Consider the following 19,546-nt stretch of genomic DNA (forward strand, 5'->3'; position numbering starts at 1 on the left):
GGCTTTTTTTACGCAATTATATTCGCTCAGACTTAAGCGATATCAGCAAAGATATCTCTTTCTTCTCCGCTCATTGATTGATCTTCAGCATCTTTACGAAACCAGATGTAAAAACAGCTGCCAAAACCGGGGCGGGAACGAACTTCTATTTCAGCCTGAAAGCGTTGCAAAATACCATAGCTGACAGAAAGGCCGAGCCCTGTACCACTATTAGAACTCGTATAAAACGGATCAAAAATGCGGGGTAAAATATCAGGTGTTATTCCAGATCCAGTATCACGCACCACCAAGAGAACCCCTTTATCTTTCCAATCCCGGGTTCGAATTGTAATCACTCCGTTTTTTGCCGTCGCATTCGTCGCATTCACAATCAGATTAATCAACACTTGCTGAAACTGTTGATGATTGCCGCCAACTCTATGCTTTGCTTTCAAATCAAGCTTTAGAGAAATCTCCTTGCGGTCTAAATCATGTTGCACCAGTACCAGCGTGTCTTCAACAACCTGACTAATATCAACTGGCATCGGATGGTTTTGGAAATCAGACGGCCTAGAATACTGCAAAAGATTATTGATGATGGAACGGATACGATACACCTGCTGAATAATCAAACGCGTTTCCTGCTCGACACAGAAAGCATTCTCCCCAAGCTCTGCCGTCATTAAATCCATATTGCCAAGAATAACGGCAGTAGGATTGTTTATTTCATGCGCAATCCCTGCAGTTAATTCGCCTATTGCCGCTAACTTTTCTTTCGCGACAAGTTGTTCCCTAGTTCGCTCTAACAGTTTGATATTACGCTCTAATGCTTTTGTACGTTGCTGAAGTTGAGATGTTCTCTGATCAACCTTTCGTTCTAATTCATCAGCCCCTTCTTGAATTTGATCTCGCTGGTATTGCAATTGGTCCAACAAGGCATCAAATTGATTGGCAAGCGTTGCTACTTCATCTTTCGCTTTAATCCATCCAATACGAAGATCATCTCCTTTTTGCACGCGAGAGATCACGTTGGCCATCGCTTCTATCGGTTTGAAGATAGAACGCGCCACCAACATAGCTCCCACCACACAAAACAACGTCACGGCAACAAAAAGGAAAAGTAGCTTGAATAACCCCTCCAGATAAACATCAATGAAAGGTGCTTCCAGAAAACCAGCATAGAGCATGCCTACTCTTTGCCCATTCACATCGACAATAGGTTCATAAGCCGAAACGTACCATTCACTGACCACAAAAGCGCGATCAATCCAGCTCTCGCCCTGATCTAAAACCTTGTTCCGAACTTCTTCTGAAACTCTGGTTCCCAAGGCACGCTTTGTAGGGGATTGTAAAAGTCGGGGAACATTTGTGTTAATGCGAACATCTTCAAGAAAAACGGTAATCGTTCCCAAGCTATCATCCGCGAGACTTCCTTTGCTGTAAACGATATCTCGCAAACGATCAACAAAGGCAAAGTCCTTATTCACTAAAACACCGCCGACTAGAAAGGCTTCTACTTTTCCATCATCATCACGGATAGGGTAATAACTGTGTATCACCATACCACGGTTCTCAATCGTACGATCTGTCGGTTTGGCACGGGGTGTTGGTATCAAGGGTAAATACACTTCTTTAGGCAAATCCGGGTCAATGATTTCCAACTCCTCTACACTGAAAATCTCTATACCAGTTGAAGATCCGTCTTCTAACGACTTTTCAAGAAGCGTACTTTTTTTGAAATTACATTGGCTCACTTGCCAGTAATTACAGCCATCCTCATTAACCAAGTAAAGAAAATCAAATCCCTCTTTTCGCTTGTATTCTTTTAAAAGCGGATTGATAGCTAACGTTTGCTCATGGGGCGATACCTGATTTTCCAAAGCAACCCGGAAAGAGTGGGATTCAGCTATTAAGGCTAACTTAGCTAGATAGCCTTTTTGTGCACGCAAAAAAGATTCATGGGCGACAGACAAGTCACCCGTCACCTTCATAAGGAGCTGTCGATAACTGATCTCGTTACTCCAAATGTACGCCATGCCAATAACGGTGGGCATCACAATCAAGACCGGCATCAGTACAAGAAGTAACAGTTTATACCGCAGGCTTCGTGTTATAAGCACATAAAGTCGCTTAAACACCTTTAAGACCTTTATCTTCAAGTTCTTGCCAAAATTGAATTTTTCGCGTCAATGTCTTACGGGATACACCCAACTTCTCAGCGGCCTGTGTCTTGTTCCCCCCCATTAAAGCGAGCACTTTTTCGATGTGATCCCTCTCTATTGTTTCCAAATTCCAGTGTGTCGGATAACCAAGAGTGCTTTCTACCTGATCATTTCCTGTTTTCAACATATCTTTGGGGAACATGCCCAATAGCAAACATCGTTCGACCAGATTTTTTAGTTCTCTCACATTCCCAGGCCAACTATGTGCCTCCAACTCGAGCCAATCAGCCTGATCAAAAGGTATCGCCTGCATTCCCAGTTGCCGTGCCAACATTTGCGAGAAGTGATGGACCAACGGACTAATATCTTCCCTTCTATCTCGCAAAGGCGGTATCGCCAGTTTGACCACGTTTAAGCGATAGAACAGGTCTTCTCGGAACATTCCCTCTGCTTTTGCTTGTTCCAGACTACGATTTGTTGCCGCTACAATACGAACATCAACGGAAATCTCTCTCTCGCTTCCAACCGGACGAATAGATTTTTCTTCGAGAGCCCTTAAAAGCTTGGCCTGCATAAGCAGTGGCATTTCAGATATTTCATCTAAAAATAAAGTACCGCCATCCGCATAGGAAAACAGACCGTCCCGCGCCTTTTGCGCTCCTGTAAAGGCACCTTTTAAGTGTCCAAAAAGCTCAGATTCAATCAATTCAGGCGAAATCGCCCCACAATTTACCGGCACAAAAGGACCTTTTCTACCGCTTTCTTTGTGAATTGCACTGGCAACAAGCTCTTTTCCTGTTCCCGTTTCTCCTTCGACCAAAACAACAGAAGGTGTTGGCGCTATGCGGGAAATCATCTGACAAAGCTGAAGAAACAAAGCGCTCTGACCAATCATTCCTTCGGGAGAATAAAGATTATCTATGCGCCTTTGCAGAACAAAATTCTCTCGCACCAAGCGACGTTTTTCCACGCATCGCTTTACAGTTGATATCATTTGCTCCAAACGAAATGGCTTTAAAATAAAGTCTGACGCGCCAAGGCGTAGAGCATCTATTGCTTTATCAACATCCGCAAAGGCCGTCATGAAAATCACATCTGACTGCCAATCTTGCTCGACGAGGCTTTTGAGCCAATCAACACCAGAACACCCGGGAAGGCAAATATCGACAATAAAAAGATCAAAATGATGTTGTTGCCTCAATTCTTCGGCTTCTTCTGCGGAGGCTGCGACAACTACATGGCTATATGTTTTTTGAAGCGACCTCTCTAGAAAATCCCGAATACCAGCTTCATCATCGACAATAAGCACAGAATAAGTTGCTTTGTCTTCGTCTTTCGTGTCGGTATTCGTACGAAGGACAGATTGATCATCGCCTTCGCTATCATCAATGTTTTTCTCCCGAACTGAATACATCGCCACATAATTCCCTGTACAATTTTAGACGTTATTGAACGGTATTCATAAGTGTACCAAGCAGTCTAATTTCTTTATTTTTAGCGGTTTTACAGCCCCTTGTCATCTTCAGCCAAAGCAAGCTGAACTAAATGTTATCGTATTTGTGGAATTAGAGAAAATCGTTATTGGGACAAAATGTCTCTATTCGTAAATTTACCGCATCATAACGTCCCATTTTCCATTATCACGATCACTTCATAGATAAAACAAAAGTGGCTGAAATTAACCCTTTTACCCGACATCAAAGTCTTTGGCACAACACTTGCGCTTAGAGGCAAAGGTCTCGTGATTATCAAATCCAAATAATTCCATTATGAGGCCCGTAAACAGGGAAACTGCTTCGTCAAGAATCCAACATTAACCGAAGCAGGAAATAATAAATCAATAAGAGGAGATCTCTACCATGACCGGTTTTATGGCCATGTTAAATAAAGAGCATATTATAGCTAAGCCCGGTTTCAATCGCTGGCTCGTCCCCCCTGCATCTATCGCAATCCATCTGTGTATCGGGTCTGTTTATGCCTGGAGTATTTTTAATGCCCCCTTGGTTAAAGAATACGGCGTTGTAACAGGCGCCGCAGATGATTGGAGCCTGAGTTCCGTTGTCTGGATTTTTTCTACAGCTATTGTATTTCTAGGCTTAGCCGCTGCTATCGGTGGTAAATGGCTAGAACGCGTAGGTCCACGAGCTGTTGGCGTACTCGCAGCCTGTTGTTGGGGCGGCGGCTTCCTAATTGGTGGCCTGGGTATCTCTACACACCAACTCTGGTTGATTTATCTCGGCTATGGCGCCATTGGCGGCGTTGGCTTGGGTCTCGCTTATGTTTCACCAGTCAGCACTCTTATACGCTGGTTCCCGGACCGTCGCGGTATGGCCACAGGTATGGCAATTATGGGGTTTGGTGGTGGCGCCATGATTGGTGCCCCTCTCAAAACCTACCTATTGGAATTATTTTACCAAGCTCCTGAATATCTGGGTAAAGTGACCGATATTGATCTTATTACCCAAGGAGGGCGTCGGTTCGCCGAAGTTGCCGGTGGACAGGTAGAAGTCGTTGTTGCTTCTGTATCAGACATGGCCAAAGTACCTCTAGTTGGCCCGGAAGGTGTTTATGTAGTCGGAACAGGAGATACTGGCGTCACAGGTGTATTCCTGACACTCGGCATCGCTTATTTTATCGTCATGATGATAGCCGCCTTTTCATACCGTATTCCTGCCCCTGGCTGGAAGCCAGAAGGATGGGTGGCGCCCTCTGCCGACGAATCAAGCAAGCGTATGATTACAAACGATGATGTGCACATAGATCAGGCAATCAAGACACCACAATTTTATCGTTTGTGGATTGTACTTTGTTTTAATGTAACAGCTGGTATTGGTGTTATTGGTGTTGCTAAAACGATGATGACAGAAATATTCGGGTCAACACTTCCGGGTGTTGTTGATGCCAGCTTTGCAGCAACCTATGTCCTCATGATTTCAGTCTTTAACATGTGCGGCCGATTTATTTGGGCTTCAATGTCAGATTTTATCGGGCGTAAAAATACCTATCACTGCTTCTTTGTCCTTGGTACGCTTCTATATATTTCTATTCCCTTCGTTGCGAACCAAGTCAGCGTTAACCCAGCAATCATGTGGCTCGTACTGTTCTATGCTGCAACAATGGTGATCTTCACCATGTATGGCGGGGGATTTGCAACTATACCGGCCTATATTGCTGATGTATTTGGGACTCTTCACGTTGGTGGTATCCATGGTCGCTTATTAACAGCCTGGAGTACGGCTGGTGTCTTAGGGCCTTTTGCTATCACTTATCTACGCCAACTATCGCTCGATAGTGCTCTGATAGACTTAGCAGGCAAAGTTGACCCCGCAGTATTTCAAGCCAAGTTCGGGGCAAGCATGGATAAGCTGCAAGAACTGATTGCCGCAAAAACCGTTACAATCACAAAGCTAATGGAAATTGCACCCGAAGGCACAGTCGATCCGACACCAAGTCTTTACAATACAACCATGTACGCTATGGCTGCTCTATTGGTAATCGCATTTTTCGCAAACCTCGGGGTCAAGCATGTTGAAGGAAAACACCATGTTCACAACACGCACCCAGAATTATCAAAGGACATGCAAAAGGCAGCATAAAACGACTGAAAAATAAACCCAAAATAATTCACCGGTGAAGAAGAAGTCCCCTCTTCCCTGTCACACCGGACCTAGCCCTTGGAGTATTGTCTCCAAGGGTATTTTTTTCTTTTTATACTATCGGATGTTAATCAGAAAAAAATTCTGCCGGATACAAAGATTTGAATGTTAACTCCACGGCTTTTCTTGCGCGTTGTTCCCAGTCTTCACGTCTTGTCCACTGATCCTGAATGGTAATGCCAGGTTTTCTTTTATCTCCGTGTACAATTCGGTTCCTGAGCTTGTTCATCCAGGAAAGTTCTTTCGGATCAATCCAAGAAAGCTGAGTACCATGCTCTTTGACTTGAGCCTGAATAATAGAAGAACAGAGGATGATCGTCGCGGCCCAGGCTCCAACGCAGAAAGTCGCTTGCAAATCAATCATCAAGGCACAGGCCTGCTCACTCGGCGCTTGCGAGCCCGATTGACTGTATTCAGCTTCCAGATCTTCAAACCCAAACCGGCGCTCTGACCAAATCACATCCTTGGGAAGATCAAGTTGATCCATGTTTTATTCCAATCAACAAACCAGTAAAACCATTCTATGCAACAGTAACTTATCATTAATAGGCCTGCATCAACACAACAAGATAACGCTCAAGAAAAAGGACCGTATAAAACGGCCCTTTTTCAGTCAAAAGTCGAGCGTTAAATTTTACTCAAATTCAATAATCACCTGATCAACCACAAGGCTTTCGCCAGCTGAGGCGGACACTTTGCTGACGACGAGATCCTTTTCGGCGCGAAGGATGTTTTCCATCTTCATGGCTTCAATAACAGCAAGCTCTTCTCCTGCTTTCACACTTTGCCCTTCCTCTACAGCCACAGAGACCAACAGTCCTGGCATTGGTGACAGAAGGAACTTGGACATATCCGGCGGAAGTTTTTCTGGCATCAGTTCGTTATAACCAGCCAGGCGGCTTTCAATGACCAGCGCCTCAACAGTCAAACCAGAAAGAGTTAACTTGAGTGCAGGTCCTCTGCGATCAATCTGGATAACGGTCTCTTGCCCATTTACTTCCCCGAAGAAGACGGGTTCATGCGCGAGCCAATCGCCCCTGATCAAGGTTTCAAAGCCATCACCCGAAACTAGATATCCGTCATCCTGCAAATCAATAAGAACAGAGTGTGCTTTGCGATCAACAACAACAGTAAGTTCAACCGGAATATCTACGCCTGCAATACCGTTCAAATGCGCAGCAAGGGCTGTCTGTTCCGTCAAGTTAGTTTGTAGAACAGCCGCGACAGAAATCAGCGTTTTCAACTGTTCATCAGTTGCTTCCAAACCAAGGAAACCATCGGGAAATTCTTCGGCAATGTAATTTGTCGTCAATCGCCCTTCAACAAAGCGATCTTGAGACATCACAGCAGAGAGGAAGCCCATGTTATGATTGATACCACGGATATAGTATGAATCCAGTGCCGTTCGCATGGACTCAATAGCTGACAACCGATCTGGACCATAAGTACAAAGCTTGGCAATCATTGGATCATAGAACATAGAGATCTCTGATCCTTCCTCAACACCTGTATCCACACGAATAACAGGGCGCCCATTGTACTCTTCGTCTGATTCCGGTGCTTCATAACGCACAAGTCGTCCGATCGAAGGCAGGAAATTTCTCAGTGGATCTTCGGCATAGACACGAGATTCAACCGCCCAACCTTCCAGTTTGACTTCATCCTGTGTTAGCCCAAGCTTCTCACCAGCAGCAACCCGGATCATCCATTCGACTATATCAATCCCGGTAATCAATTCGGTAACAGGGTGTTCGACCTGAATACGAGTATTCATCTCAAGGAAGTAAAAATTCTTGTCTTTATCGACAATGAATTCCACCGTACCCGCAGAATGATAATTTACTGCATGGCCAAGGGCGACAGCTTCAGATCCCATCGCCGCACGTGTGGCTTCGTCCAAGAATGGGGATGGTGCCTCTTCAATCACCTTTTGATGACGACGTTGAATGGAACATTCCCGCTCTCCAAGATGAATGATATTACCGTGTTTATCACCGATAACCTGAATTTCAATATGCCGAGGTTCTTCAATAAACTTCTCGATGAAAATACGATCATCACCAAAGCTAGAACGCGCTTCATTCTGTGCAGAACGATATCCTTCACGCGCTTCTTCGTCATTATAAGCGACCCGCATTCCCTTACCACCACCACCGGCAGAGGCTTTGATCATAACGGGATAACCGATATCACTGGAAATCTTGACCGCTTCATCAGCATCTTCAATTAAATCCATATGCCCGGGAACGGTGCTCACATTTGATTTTTGCGCCAAATGCTTGGACTCAATTTTATCGCCCATAGCACCAATCGCATTGGTTGGTGGGCCGATAAAGACGATATCAGCATCATCCAATGCTTTCACAAAGGACGCATTTTCCGAGAGAAATCCAAAGCCGGGATGAACAGCCTGTGCGCCTGTTTCTTTACAGGCAGCAATGATTTTTTCAATAACAAGATAACTCTCGGCGGATGCTGCCGGACCAATGTGAACAGCTTCATCAGCCATTTCTACATGGAGCGACGCCGCATCAGCATCAGAATAGACTGCAACCGTTTTGATACCCATTTTTTGGGCTGTACGGATGACGCGGCAAGCAATCTCACCACGGTTTGCAATAAGTATTTTTTCAAACAAGGCCACGATTTTAAGCCCCCTGATTTATGATGACACTATAAAGTCGAGATCTGTTTTTCATTGGAAACAGCTCCATCATTTACAGCGGCAAATTGCTGTGTTTTTTCCAAGGATTCTGCTGCTGCTTGTTTTTAAGCATTCGCAGGGCTTTTGAAACGCGACGCCTTGTACCGTGTGGCATAATCACATCATCAATAAAACCACGAGAAGCAGCTACAAAGGGGTTCGCAAATTTTTGACGATACTCTTCTGTGCGTTCTTCGATTTTTTCTGCATCGCCAATATCCTGACGGAAGATAATCTCAACAGCCCCTTTCGGCCCCATCACAGCGATTTCAGAAGTCGGCCAGGCATAGTTTACATCACCTCGTAAATGCTTTGATGACATCACATCATAGGCACCGCCATAAGCTTTACGGGTAATAACCGTTACCTTTGGTACCGTCGCTTCTGCATAGGCGTAAAGAAGCTTCGCACCGTGTTTAATAATACCGTTGTATTCCTGTGATGTACCGGGCAAGAAACCGGGAACGTCAACCAAGGTCACAAGCGGAATATTAAAGCAATCACAGAAACGAACAAAACGTGCGGCCTTAATTGATGATGCGATATCCAAACATCCGGCAAGAACCATCGGTTGGTTCGCAACGACGCCGACTGTTTCGCCATCAACACGCGCCAAACCGACCAAAATATTTCCGGCATAGTCAGGTTGAATTTCAAAAAATTCGCCATCATCGACAATTTTGCTAATAAGCTCCTGCATATCATAGGGCTTATTAGGATTATCCGGGATCAATGTATCCAGAGAAAATTCATCGCGATCCGCAGGGTCTGCTGATGGTTTTGACGGTGCTTTTTCTCGGTTGGATGATGGCAGGAAACTCATAAATCGACGAAGCTCTAGCAAAGCTTCAACATCGTTTTCAAATGCGAGGTCTGCAACGCCAGATTTACTGCTATGGGTAATGGCACCGCCCAGTTCTTCCGCTGTGACCTCTTCGTGGGTCACCGTTTTAACTACGTCAGGCCCGGTCACGAACATATAAGAACTATCTTTGACCATAAAAATGAAGTCAGTCAGAGCCGGTGAATAAACCGCCCCACCCGCACAAGGTCCCATAATCATGGAAATTTGGGGAATGACACCTGATGCCATAGCATTACGTTGGAAAATTTCCGCATAGCCAGCAAGAGAATCAACACCTTCTTGAATACGTGCGCCACCTGAATCATTGAGCCCAATAACCGGGGCTCCAACCTCCATGGCTTTATCCATGATTTTTATGATTTTTTGCGCGTGAGAAGCAGAGAGCGACCCGCCAAAAACGGTAAAGTCCTGGCTATAGACAAAAACCAGTCGACCGTTAATTGTGCCACTTCCAGTGACAACACCGTCTCCTGGAACACTTTGCTGTTCCATACCGAAGTCGATACAACGGTGTTCTACAAACATGTCCCATTCTTCAAAGGACCCTTCGTCGAGTAAAACGTCAATACGCTCACGCGCGGCAAGTTTACCTTTACCATGCTGCGCATTTATTCGACGTTCTCCTCCACCGCTTCTGGCAGCCTGTCGCTTTGCTTCCAGCTTTTGTATGATATCCTGCACGTGTTCCCCCACGTTGTTATGTCATCAATTCCGAGGCGCAGTTTTGCACTGCGATATTTAACAGGACGTAATTGATAGCACGTAGGGTTAAACGATACTAGTACTCTGTAACTAGTCAGTCATGAATTAGACTCAAAAATTTCATTGCAGTGCGAAATTCAGTTAAAATATTTACATGACGCTGTTCGGCTTCTTCATCAGCACCCCAGCGTTCGATTTGAAATTTTTCATGTAAAAGTACGACTTCTATAGCCTTTTCAACATCTATATGCTTTTGAAGAAGCGCCAAACCGACGATCAAAGATCCACTCGTTCTGACGATAGCTGATAATGCTGCCAATTCCATATTGGGAAAACTGCACACAGCTTTTTTAAGTGCAGAGACCGCACTTTCTGATTGTTCAACACTCAAAAGGCCACTGGTTGTTGCTAAAGGTGCATCAAAGGTCAATGCAGCCCAATCCAGTAACGGTTGCCATACTTCTTTTTGTAAATCTTGAAGTTCAGGCGTACTGTCATCCCAATAGCACAACAGATCGTGCCCGGCATACTCACCAATCCCCTCTTCAGCTTGCAATCTTTCGTTTCCAACCCAATCAATCGCTGTACAGGTAAGGGTCATCATTGGCATTTTTGCCGCATCAATTTCCTTTTCCTGGGCTTGCCATTCCGCAGCAACAGCTTCGGCCAGTTTCAAGGTAGGAAAAGATAACGGGAGTTGTTCGGGTGTCTTCACAACACGTCCATCAAGGAGAACAACAAAACCATCATCCGAAGCTTCGGCTGTTGCCTGTTTATAAAATCGTTTTAAAGCAAGTGTAGAAGACATCAGTTCAGTCTATTCGTCAGTTAGGATTAAACAGCAGGTTTTCACAATTTCTATTATACCAAATCAGCAAAGCGTTCAGGAAGTTCTTCGCAAGAATTCACAACGATATGTGCACCTGCATCAAACAGAGACCGTGTTTCATGATATCCCCAGGAAACACCAACGGCTGAGACACCCGCTGCACGCGCCATTTCAATATCATAAGTGGTATCACCAATCATGACGGTATCTTGCGGATCAACACCATTTTCTGCCATTGCCTGATAAAGAATTTCTGGATGAGGTTTGCTTGGTCCGTCATCTGCAGTTTTCAACGTGATAAAATGATCATTAAAACCGTGATGATCGAGGCTCTTTTTTAGTCCCCTTAAATTTTTACCCGTCGCAATAGCCAACAGCGTTTCAGGTTGATCCAAGCGTAGCAGCATTTCCCGAACACCTGTAAAAACGGGTTCTTCAAAACAGGGTTTTTGTCGTGCTTTCACAAACGATTCCCGATAAGAATCAGAAACCTTACAAGCCAGTTCCCAGTCAGTATCCTTAGGCAGCATCTCTGCTACTGCATATTCCAACTTCAAACCAACAATACGACGAACATCTTCCAACGTCGGCTCTGGAAGATCATTGGCCACAAAAGCTTCGATCATATTTTTATGAATATTGAACTGGCTATCAACAAGTGTGCCGTCAAAATCAAAAATAACCAATTTAAAAGGCTGATCAGGCACCTTTACCTCACTTAAATTTATCCCTTAGAGAATATTCCGGGGATCAAAATTCTTTAGACTTGTAAAAATCTCTCAACTCACGCGGCGGGCAATGCGCAAGATCCCCCGCATAACCTTCGAGCAAGTCAACCGCATCATCACCATGCCCTTGCTTAAAGCCAAGCGCTTTCCATGCTTCGACCATATGAGGGGAAAGATCCGCTTTCACCCTAAGCGTTGTTCCATCTTCAGGGTGAGGAACAGCAATTTCCCGAGCATGCAACATCATGTCTTTTGAAACTTTGTTTCCCAATGGATAAGCATCTTTGCCACCGTACTTGCCATCCCCCAGGATCGGCGCCTCAAGTGCTCCGCAATGGGCACGGAGCTGGTGTGTACGGCCAGTTAAAGGCATCAAAGCGATCCAAGCCGCTTTACGCCCAACTTTATCAATCATATTATAAAGGGTCAGCGCTTCTTTTCCGGTATCATAATCGATCACCATCTTTTCGCCCTGCGCGCCAGCCTGTTTTTCCAACGGCAGGTATATCCAACCCTTTTTTTGCGGTGGGACAGCTGCAACAAGCGCCCAATATACTTTTTTAGCTGTTTTGCCTTTAAAAGATTTGGTCAGAATACGGGCAGAATTTGCATTTCGCGCAAGGAGTAAAACACCGCTTGTATCCTTATCCAACCGGTGTACCAAACGCGGTTTTTCCTGCTTGTCATAACAAAGAGCTTCCAGCATCCCATCCAAATGCCTGCTTTGCCCCGTTCCACCTTGTACGGCCAAACCTGCGGGCTTATTCAATGCAATGACAGAATCATCCCGGTAAATCACCATATCCCTGACATACTGAATTTCTTCAGGACTCATGGTTGGTTCATTTCTTTTTGGACGGTTTTCTGCAGAACGATCAGGAACCGGTGGAACCCGTATTTCCTGTCCCGGTTCTAAGCGGGACGAAGCTTTTGCACGTTTGCCATCAATACGGACCTGACCTTTGCGCAACATCTTCTCGACCTGGATATAACTAAAAGCCGGGTAATGCTTTTTGAACCAACGATCAAGACGTACGCCGCCATCATCTGTTCCAACTTTAACCATGGTAACGGCACTCATACGACAAAAGACCTCATTAGATAATATCCAGCAACAAAGGCTGCTATAGAGAGAAAGACAGATAAAGACAAGTACAAGGCTGCCAATCCAATGGCATCGCGCTGGAAAAGAACAACAACATCCATCGAAAAGGTCGAAAAGGTTGTAAATGCGCCCAACAAGCCAACACTCAGAAAAGCTCTCAGTTCCTGTGATAAAAGATCACCAACACCAATTAAAGGAACAAGTATGCCCATAGCAAACGAGCCAACGATATTCACGGTCAGCGTTCCAACAGGTATCATTGTACCGACCATGGAACCCATCATTATGATGACCAGATATCGTCCCATTGCCCCGATAGCACCACCAAGAGCAACCGCTGCCAACATCTTCATTACATACCTGCCAAGATGATCAAATCAGAATGACCCCTAGAAAGAATCTTTACAGAAGGTCACTACTTAACCAAGATAGTCCTTATGCATTCAGTTCTAACTAACAAATATGCGGCAGCTTGGCAAAATAAGAGAAAATGGCTTTTCTAATACCGCAACAGCCTAAGCTGCCTTTTCGCTTTCGCCATTTTCACGGGGATCACGCAACCAGGATAACAGTTCATCTGTTTCCATCATGTATACGCCCATACGCCCGAGTTCATGAAGGCCCTGTTCAGACGCATTGCACAATGCGTCTGGCACAACAATGACCCGGAAGTCACGTGCACTTGCTTCATAAATCGTTGCCCGTGTTGCCGTGGTGAAAGAGAACCCGCAAAGGACCAGTGTGTTTACACCACGGGATCTAAGTTCATCTTCCAAAGGTGTATCGTGAAACGCACCCCAGCGCGGGCGATAGAAAATTGATTCGTTCACACCAATTTCCTGAAACTTACCATCAAAAAGAAGATCCGGATTAATACGAACTTCTTTACCTTCGGGTTGGATTTCATCAACCAGCTCCGCGCCAAGGCTACCTGGCATAAAGATACGCAAACCCTCTTCCACAGCCGTCCGTCGACACAGATCAACATTTGACCCATCGGTTTTATAAAGACGGATTGAATGATAAACTGGGGCTAAACGATCACGAAACCCCTGAACCAACTTTTCCATTGCTGGAATGGCACGGGAAAGGCCGGATGCTCGAATAGGGGAACTTGGGAGGATATAATCTCGCTGCGCAGATAGAGAAATGAGTGCCACATGATCTTTTTGCGGACGAATATAATCTGGCATTGCTGGCTTTACCCTCTTGGAACGCTGTCTGTGTTTTTGAACACAAGAACTAGTTTTAGGATTTCTGCCTACAAATAACACCAAAATGTCGCACCTTTGCAATCATCAGATATACATGGCAGGCACGCAGTTTTTGCATTCCTTGGTTAATTCTCAGGTTTTCTGCCGCTCTTGGCGTAACTTATCCCAATAAAGAAGACGCTTTTTAACTTCTCGTTCAAAGCCTCTTTCCACAGGTTGGTAGAAATTATGTCGAAGCATATTATCCGGAAAGTAGTTTTGACCGGAAAAACCATCCTGTGCATCATGGTCATAGGCGTAATCTTTTCCGTAACCCAGATCTTTCATCATTTTAGTCGGCGCATTCAAAATATGCATCGGCGGAGAAAGAGATCCTGTTTCTTTTGCGGATCGTACGCTACTTTTATAAGCGGCATAAGCCGCATTTGATTTAGGTGCTGTGCCGAGGTATATAACAGCTTGGGCCAGAGCTAATTCGCCCTCGGGTGACCCCAAGCGTTCAAAGGATTGCCATGCATGCAGAGCCTGCGACATTGCATTGGGATCTGCCAGACCGATATCTTCGACAGCAAATCTCAAAAGTCTTCTTGCAATATAATTGGGATCTTCACCGCCGGCTAGCATTCGGGCAAGCCAATAAAGAGCTGCATCACAGTCAGACCCACGAAGAGATTTGTGCAGCGCGGATATTAAATTATAGTGCCCTTCCTGTCCTTTGTCGTAGATCGGGGCACGTTTTTGAATAACCGTTGCCAGATCAGCCGTATCCAGAGCCTCACCCGGCGGTAAAGTAAAGAGCTCTTCAGCCATATTCAGAAGATACCGTCCGTCACCATCAGCCATAGCAATTACCGACTGACGGGCTTCATCTGAAAGAGGCAACTCAAACCCCATTTCCTGTTCAGCTCTCACCAACAGATCATCCATCCCCTTTTCATCAATGCGCTTAAGCACCATAACCTGCGAGCGAGACAAAAGCGCTGCATTCAATTCAAAAGAAGGGTTTTCTGTCGTCGCCCCAACCAGAACAATTGTGCCGTCTTCCATATAGGGGAGAAAGCTGTCCTGCTGTGCCCTGTTAAAGCGATGGATCTCGTCAATAAAAAGAAGAGTCCCCTGCCCCATCGCCTTTCTTTCGCGCGCCTTCTCAAAGATTTTGCGAAGATCCGCGACGCCCGAAAAAATAGCTGATAACGGTTCAAAATGAAGATCAGTAACATCAGCCAACAAACGGGCAATTGTGGTTTTCCCGCACCCCGGTGTTCCCCACAAAATCATAGATGCCAGACGCTGTGCCCGAACCATACGTCCAATCGGGCCATTCTCACCGACAAGATGATCTTGCCCGACGACTTGATCCAGTGTTTGTGGACGCAAGCGATCCGCCAATGGCCTTGACGTTGGATCTTCAAATAAACCAACCACTTAATATATTCCTTGTGGCACTATATTCATTCCTAAAAAGCTTGGAATAAATATTAACGTTTTAATTTAAGCGTTCTCTTGTGCCCTTCACGACTAATAACCAACGTCCAGCTTTTCGTTTTTTTATCTAAAGCCTTTTTAACGTCGGCAACTCTATCGATCTGGACCCCATTTACATTTAGCAAAATATCTTGCGGTTGAAGACTTATTCTGTGTGCGGGACTTCGCCGGGCCACACTTTTCACAATCACGCCTTCCCACAAGCTCCCCAAATGTAACTCTTCTGCTACGGCAGGTGAGAGATTGGTAATAACAGAACCTGCCAAGGGGTTAGAACCTAGAATTTCCTGTTCATTTCTTTTGGGCGTCTCAGGGGCAGGACTTGCCAAATAAGTTACCGTTTTAGCTTTACGACCTCGCCATAGTTCTAATTCAGCCTTTTCACCAACAGGGATTGTTGCAATTCGAAACCGTAAGGATTCAACGTTAATCACCTCTTTCCCGGCAACGGACAAGATGACGTCGCCACCACGTATACCCGCCTTATCGGCAGGTCCACCCGGATAGACGTTACTCACAACAACGCCACCAGGACGGTTTAGACCAAAGCCTAGGGCTAAATCAGCATTCAGATCCTGCCCCGTAATACCAGGCCACGCACGAACCAACTCTGTCCCTTGTTCAGCAGAACGTATTACAGTACGAACCATATTCGCTGGAATGGCAAAACCGATACCAATAGACCCGCCATTTCTCGAAGATGAGAAAATCGCCGTGTTAATCCCCAAAAGCTTGCCATCCAATGTGACTAACGCTCCACCAGAGTTTCCAGGGTTAATGGCCGCATCCGTCTGAATAAAGAACTGGAAATCCGCAACACCGACCTGGGTTCGCGCCAAGGCAGAAACAATTCCGCTGGTGACGGTCTGCCCAACACCAAAAGGGTTACCAATCGCAAGGACAAGGTCGCCTACATCAATTGTATCAGAATCCATCAACTCAAGAGTTGGTAGTTTTTCACCCTGGGTATCGATTTTCAAAATCGCCAGATCCGTATCTTTATCGCTCAAGACCAGTTCAGCGGAAAATTCGCGCCGGTCCGCCAGAACAACCTGAATTTCAGTCGCAGAGTCGATGACATGGTGATTTGTAACAATCAATCCGTTTTCACGAACGATTACACCGGACCCCAAGGACTTCCCCATCCGTTTTCTTTCACGGCCTGGCAAGTTATTTCCAAAAAATTTACGAAAAAAAGGATCATTGAACAGCGATGGCACTGCACGTTCTTTGACCAAAGTTTTCGTGAAGATATTAACCACAGCCGGGGATGTCTGTTTCACAACAGGTGAGAAGCTTAGATTGATCTGCGCTTGACTTGTCGGGACTGTTTGAGCGGAAACAGAAGAGACAAACAAGTTACTCTGAACCAAAAATAGCGCCACGATTGACAAGAAAATTGGCAATAGCTTTGTGTGCAGAAAACGCATAGGTATTTGGTTCCTTCTGAAATAAACGGTTCGCAGTTTGTTCACCTTGAGATTTAACACAGTTATGGCCCTGCCAAAATATCTCTTTATCAAAATCTTTGCGTTCATGCACACCACAAAAACAAAAGGCAGTCCCGAGGACTGCCTTTTGATAGTACTTAAATGCGAAGAAAAAGAGACTTACTCTTCGCCTTCATCCTCATCACCAACTACTGGGCCTGAATCCTGGCCTTTGGCATCGAGATCACGATCAACGAATTCGATGAAAGCCATTGGAGCCATATCACCATGACGGAAGCCAGCTTTAAGAACGCGAGTGTAACCACCCTGACGATCTTTGTAACGCTCAGCAAGTACGTCAAAAAGTTTAGCAGTTAGTTTTGTATCACGAAGAACAGCTAAAGCCTGACGACGAGCGTGCAGGTCACCGCGCTTACCAAGTGTCACCAATTTCTCAACGATTGGACGAAGATCTTTGGCTTTTGGAAGCGTTGTTTTGATCTGTTCGTGTTTGATCAACGCGTGCGCCATGTTTGCAAACATGGCCTTACGGTGGCTGGAAGTACGATTTAGTTTACGACCACTCATTCCGTGACGCATATCTGTTCTCCTAATATCTAGTGTCTCGCGCACGAGACAGATTAAAATTCCCTACGCCGCCTGATTGATAAAATCAGATGAAATCGTCAGGGTTTGGGGATGAACTCCCCCTAGTAATTCTGAACCTTCTTAGAAAGGTTCGTCGAGACGCTTGGCCAACTCTTCGATGTTCTCTGGTGGCCATTCGGCAATTTCCATACCGAGGTGAAGGCCCATACCGGAAAGAACTTCTTTGATCTCGTTAAGAGATTTACGACCGAAGTTAGGTGTACGTAGCATCTCTGCTTCGGTTTTCTGAACCAGATCACCGATGTAAACGATGTTATCGTTTTTGAGGCAGTTAGCTGAACGAACTGACAGTTCAAGTTCGTCAACCTTGCGAAGAAGATTACGGTTGAACGGTGGTTCGCTTGGACGATCATCAACTTCTTCAACTTTTGGCTCATCGAAATTAACGAAGAGTGAAAGCTGATCCTGAAGAATACGTGACGCAACAGCGATCGCATCTTCTGGTGTGATAGAACCATCAGTTTCGATTTCAAGCGTCAGCTTGTCATAGTCAGTTACCTGACCAACACGTGTGTTGTCGACTTTATAAGACACTTTACGAACTGGTGAGAAGATTGAATCAACAGGTACAAGACCGATTGGCGCATCTTCAACACGGTTCTGAGAAGCAGCAACATAGCCTTTACCAGTATCAACGGTAAGTTCCATGTCCAAATGAGCACCATCATCCAGAGTACAGATCACAAGATCCGGGTTCATCACTTCGATGTCGCCAGTTGTCTCTATCTGACCCGCAGTAACAGAACCAGGGCCTTCTGCACGCAGACGCATGCGCTTGGGCTCTTCACCTTCCATACGCAGAGCGATGGTTTTGATGTTTAGAATAACGTCAGTAACGTCTTCGCGAACACCAGGAATAGATGAGAACTCGTGCAGTACACCATCAATATGGATAGATGTAACAGCAGCACCTTGCAAAGATGACAGAAGAACGCGACGTAGCGCGTTACCAAGTGTAAGACCGAAACCACGCTCTAGCGGCTCAGCAACAACTTTAGCAATACGGTTGCTATCAATGCCTGGCTCAACAACGAGACTTTCAGGCTTAATCAAAGCATTCCAGTTAGTCTGAATCACAGTAAAACCTCTTTTTGACGTGCAAGCTATCGATTACGAACGGGGACGTAACAATGGTTCTTGCAGTGTCATGTATATGCCAAAAGCCGGAAACAAAATCCGGCTTTAGACGAGTTAGATATAGACAGGCTACCCGTTAAACAGCCTGCCCTAAATCCACTTATACGCGACGGCGTTTAGGTGGACGACATCCGTTGTGCGGAATTGGTGTTACATCACGGATACCAGTGATGGTGAAACCAACTGCCTGTAAAGCACGAAGAGCGGACTCACGTCCTGAACCCGGGCCCTTAACGTTAACTTCGAGAGTCTTCATTCCATGATCCTGAGCTTTTTTGCCTGCATCTTCTGCAGCAAGCTGAGCAGCATATGGAGTGGACTTACGAGAACCTTTAAACCCTAGACCACCAGCTGATGCCCAGGAAATAGCATTTCCCTGTACGTCAGTAATCGTGATGATTGTGTTGTTAAAAGTTGCACTGATGTGAGCGATACCAGAAGAAATATTCTTCCGCTCGCGACGCTTAACGCGCCCCTGCTGAGCTTTAGCCATTTTCTACTGCCCTCTTATTTCTTCTTACCAGCGATAGCAACAGCAGGACCTTTACGCGTACGTGCGTTGGTCCGAGTACGCTGCCCGCGAACTGGAAGGCGTTTACGATGACGAAGGCCGCGCAGGCAACCTAGATCCATCAGACGTTTGATGTTCATAGCAACTTCACGGCGAAGGTCACCTTCAACAGTGCAGCTGTTATCGATTGTTTCACGAATGCGAAGTACTTCATCTTCTGTCAATTCGTTAACACGGCGTTCAGCCGGAATGCCAACTTCTTCACAGATTTTCTTAGAAATCGCAGGACCAATACCATGGATATAGGTCAATGCGATAAGTACCCGCTTTTGCGTCGGGATGTTGACGCCAGCAATACGAGCCACTACGC

Annotated in this window: 17 protein-coding genes; 1 reads left to right on the forward strand and 16 read right to left on the reverse strand. The window is 45.5% G+C overall.

The genetic code is table 11. The annotated features are described in order from the left end of the window. Nucleotides 1-32: 32 nt before the first annotated feature. Nucleotides 33-2,117: a sensor histidine kinase gene (locus WH96_RS08725; protein WP_053005785.1), complete on the reverse strand. Its 2,085-nt coding sequence runs from the start codon at nt 2,115-2,117 to the stop codon at nt 33-35. Next, the gene (locus WH96_RS08730) at nt 2,110-3,555 is read right to left on the reverse strand and encodes a sigma-54-dependent transcriptional regulator (protein ID WP_082130401.1); all 1,446 of its coding nucleotides are present in this window, start codon (nt 3,553-3,555) and stop codon (nt 2,110-2,112) included. Before WH96_RS08730 ends, WH96_RS08725 begins: the two co-directional genes overlap by 8 nt. A 445-nt stretch (nt 3,556-4,000) precedes the next feature. On the opposite strand from WH96_RS08730, the gene WH96_RS08735 reads away from it, so the two are divergent. After that, entirely contained in the window at nt 4,001-5,737 is a 1,737-nt protein-coding gene (locus WH96_RS08735; protein WP_204248158.1) for an OFA family MFS transporter, read from the forward strand. A 127-nt stretch (nt 5,738-5,864) separates the two neighbouring features. Here the strand turns inward: WH96_RS08735 and WH96_RS08740 are convergent, their stop codons facing one another. The 14 genes from WH96_RS08740 to rpsM form a co-directional block, all read right to left on the reverse strand. Further along, on the reverse strand, nt 5,865-6,284 hold the full coding sequence (locus WH96_RS08740) for a hypothetical protein (protein WP_047763772.1): 420 nt from the start codon (nt 6,282-6,284) through the stop codon (nt 5,865-5,867). 147 nt (nt 6,285-6,431) lie between these two features. Beyond that, nucleotides 6,432-8,435: an acetyl-CoA carboxylase biotin carboxylase subunit gene (locus WH96_RS08745; RefSeq protein ID WP_047763836.1), complete on the reverse strand. Its 2,004-nt coding sequence runs from the start codon at nt 8,433-8,435 to the stop codon at nt 6,432-6,434. A 79-nt stretch (nt 8,436-8,514) separates the two neighbouring features. Further along, nucleotides 8,515-10,047 (reverse strand): acyl-CoA carboxylase subunit beta, encoded by a 1,533-nt coding sequence (locus tag WH96_RS08750; protein WP_047763773.1) that lies wholly within the window; start codon nt 10,045-10,047, stop codon nt 8,515-8,517. A gap of 115 nt (nt 10,048-10,162) precedes the next feature. Next, complete coding sequence (locus WH96_RS08755) at nt 10,163-10,876, reverse strand: ATP12 family chaperone protein (protein WP_047763774.1); 714 nt, start codon at nt 10,874-10,876, stop codon at nt 10,163-10,165. A 53-nt stretch (nt 10,877-10,929) separates the two neighbouring features. Beyond that, nucleotides 10,930-11,604 (reverse strand): HAD-IA family hydrolase, encoded by a 675-nt coding sequence (locus WH96_RS08760; protein WP_047763775.1) that lies wholly within the window; start codon nt 11,602-11,604, stop codon nt 10,930-10,932. Between the two features lie 43 nt (nt 11,605-11,647). Then, on the reverse strand, nt 11,648-12,706 hold the full coding sequence (locus tag WH96_RS08765) for an RluA family pseudouridine synthase (RefSeq protein ID WP_047763776.1): 1,059 nt from the start codon (nt 12,704-12,706) through the stop codon (nt 11,648-11,650). Then, nucleotides 12,703-13,083: a fluoride efflux transporter CrcB gene (gene crcB, locus WH96_RS08770; RefSeq protein ID WP_047763777.1), complete on the reverse strand. Its 381-nt coding sequence runs from the start codon at nt 13,081-13,083 to the stop codon at nt 12,703-12,705. Before crcB ends, WH96_RS08765 begins: the two co-directional genes overlap by 4 nt. A 162-nt stretch (nt 13,084-13,245) precedes the next feature. Continuing rightward, nucleotides 13,246-13,923, reverse strand: a complete 678-nt coding sequence (locus WH96_RS08775) for a cysteine hydrolase family protein (RefSeq protein WP_047763778.1) — start codon at nt 13,921-13,923, stop codon at nt 13,246-13,248. 153 nt (nt 13,924-14,076) lie between these two features. Then, nucleotides 14,077-15,369 carry a replication-associated recombination protein A gene (locus WH96_RS08780; protein ID WP_047763779.1) on the reverse strand — a complete coding sequence of 431 codons (1,293 nt, stop codon included), beginning with the start codon at nt 15,367-15,369 and terminating at the stop codon, nt 14,077-14,079. A gap of 53 nt (nt 15,370-15,422) precedes the next feature. Next, nucleotides 15,423-16,859, reverse strand: coding sequence for a DegQ family serine endoprotease (locus WH96_RS08785; RefSeq protein WP_053005786.1), 1,437 nt, complete (start codon nt 16,857-16,859; stop codon nt 15,423-15,425). Between the two features lie 180 nt (nt 16,860-17,039). Further along, nucleotides 17,040-17,459 carry a 50S ribosomal protein L17 gene (rplQ, locus tag WH96_RS08790; protein WP_047763780.1) on the reverse strand — a complete coding sequence of 140 codons (420 nt, stop codon included), beginning with the start codon at nt 17,457-17,459 and terminating at the stop codon, nt 17,040-17,042. A 129-nt stretch (nt 17,460-17,588) separates the two neighbouring features. Then, a complete protein-coding gene (locus tag WH96_RS08795) occupies nt 17,589-18,605 on the reverse strand; it encodes a DNA-directed RNA polymerase subunit alpha (protein ID WP_047763781.1) in 1,017 nt (338 codons plus the stop codon). A gap of 160 nt (nt 18,606-18,765) precedes the next feature. Continuing rightward, nucleotides 18,766-19,158, reverse strand: coding sequence for a 30S ribosomal protein S11 (rpsK, locus tag WH96_RS08800; protein WP_047763782.1), 393 nt, complete (start codon nt 19,156-19,158; stop codon nt 18,766-18,768). A gap of 14 nt (nt 19,159-19,172) precedes the next feature. After that, the gene (rpsM, locus tag WH96_RS08805; protein ID WP_047763783.1) at nt 19,173-19,541 is read right to left on the reverse strand and encodes a 30S ribosomal protein S13; all 369 of its coding nucleotides are present in this window, start codon (nt 19,539-19,541) and stop codon (nt 19,173-19,175) included. Nucleotides 19,542-19,546 lie beyond the last annotated feature (5 nt).

It is taken from the genome of Kiloniella spongiae, assembly GCF_001026905.1.
GTDB classification, from domain to species: Bacteria; Pseudomonadota; Alphaproteobacteria; order Kiloniellales; family Kiloniellaceae; genus Kiloniella; species Kiloniella spongiae.

What these genes read in the sequence shown, in the direction of transcription:
- WH96_RS08730 (WP_082130401.1), bottom strand. Translation starts at nt 3,555, where the DNA reads ATGTATTCAGTTCGGGAGAAAAACATTGATGATAGCGAAGGCGATGAT.
- WH96_RS08735 (WP_204248158.1), top strand. Translation starts at nt 4,001, where the DNA reads ATGACCGGTTTTATGGCCATGTTAAATAAAGAGCATATTATAGCTAAG.
- WH96_RS08740 (WP_047763772.1), bottom strand. Translation starts at nt 6,284, where the DNA reads ATGGATCAACTTGATCTTCCCAAGGATGTGATTTGGTCAGAGCGCCGG.
- WH96_RS08755 (WP_047763774.1), bottom strand. Translation starts at nt 10,876, where the DNA reads ATGTCTTCTACACTTGCTTTAAAACGATTTTATAAACAGGCAACAGCC.
- WH96_RS08765 (WP_047763776.1), bottom strand. Translation starts at nt 12,706, where the DNA reads ATGAGTGCCGTTACCATGGTTAAAGTTGGAACAGATGATGGCGGCGTA.
- crcB (WP_047763777.1), bottom strand. Translation starts at nt 13,083, where the DNA reads ATGAAGATGTTGGCAGCGGTTGCTCTTGGTGGTGCTATCGGGGCAATG.
- WH96_RS08775 (WP_047763778.1), bottom strand. Translation starts at nt 13,923, where the DNA reads ATGCCAGATTATATTCGTCCGCAAAAAGATCATGTGGCACTCATTTCT.
- WH96_RS08785 (WP_053005786.1), bottom strand. Translation starts at nt 16,859, where the DNA reads ATGCGTTTTCTGCACACAAAGCTATTGCCAATTTTCTTGTCAATCGTG.
- rplQ (WP_047763780.1), bottom strand. Translation starts at nt 17,459, where the DNA reads ATGCGTCACGGAATGAGTGGTCGTAAACTAAATCGTACTTCCAGCCAC.
- rpsK (WP_047763782.1), bottom strand. Translation starts at nt 19,158, where the DNA reads ATGGCTAAAGCTCAGCAGGGGCGCGTTAAGCGTCGCGAGCGGAAGAAT.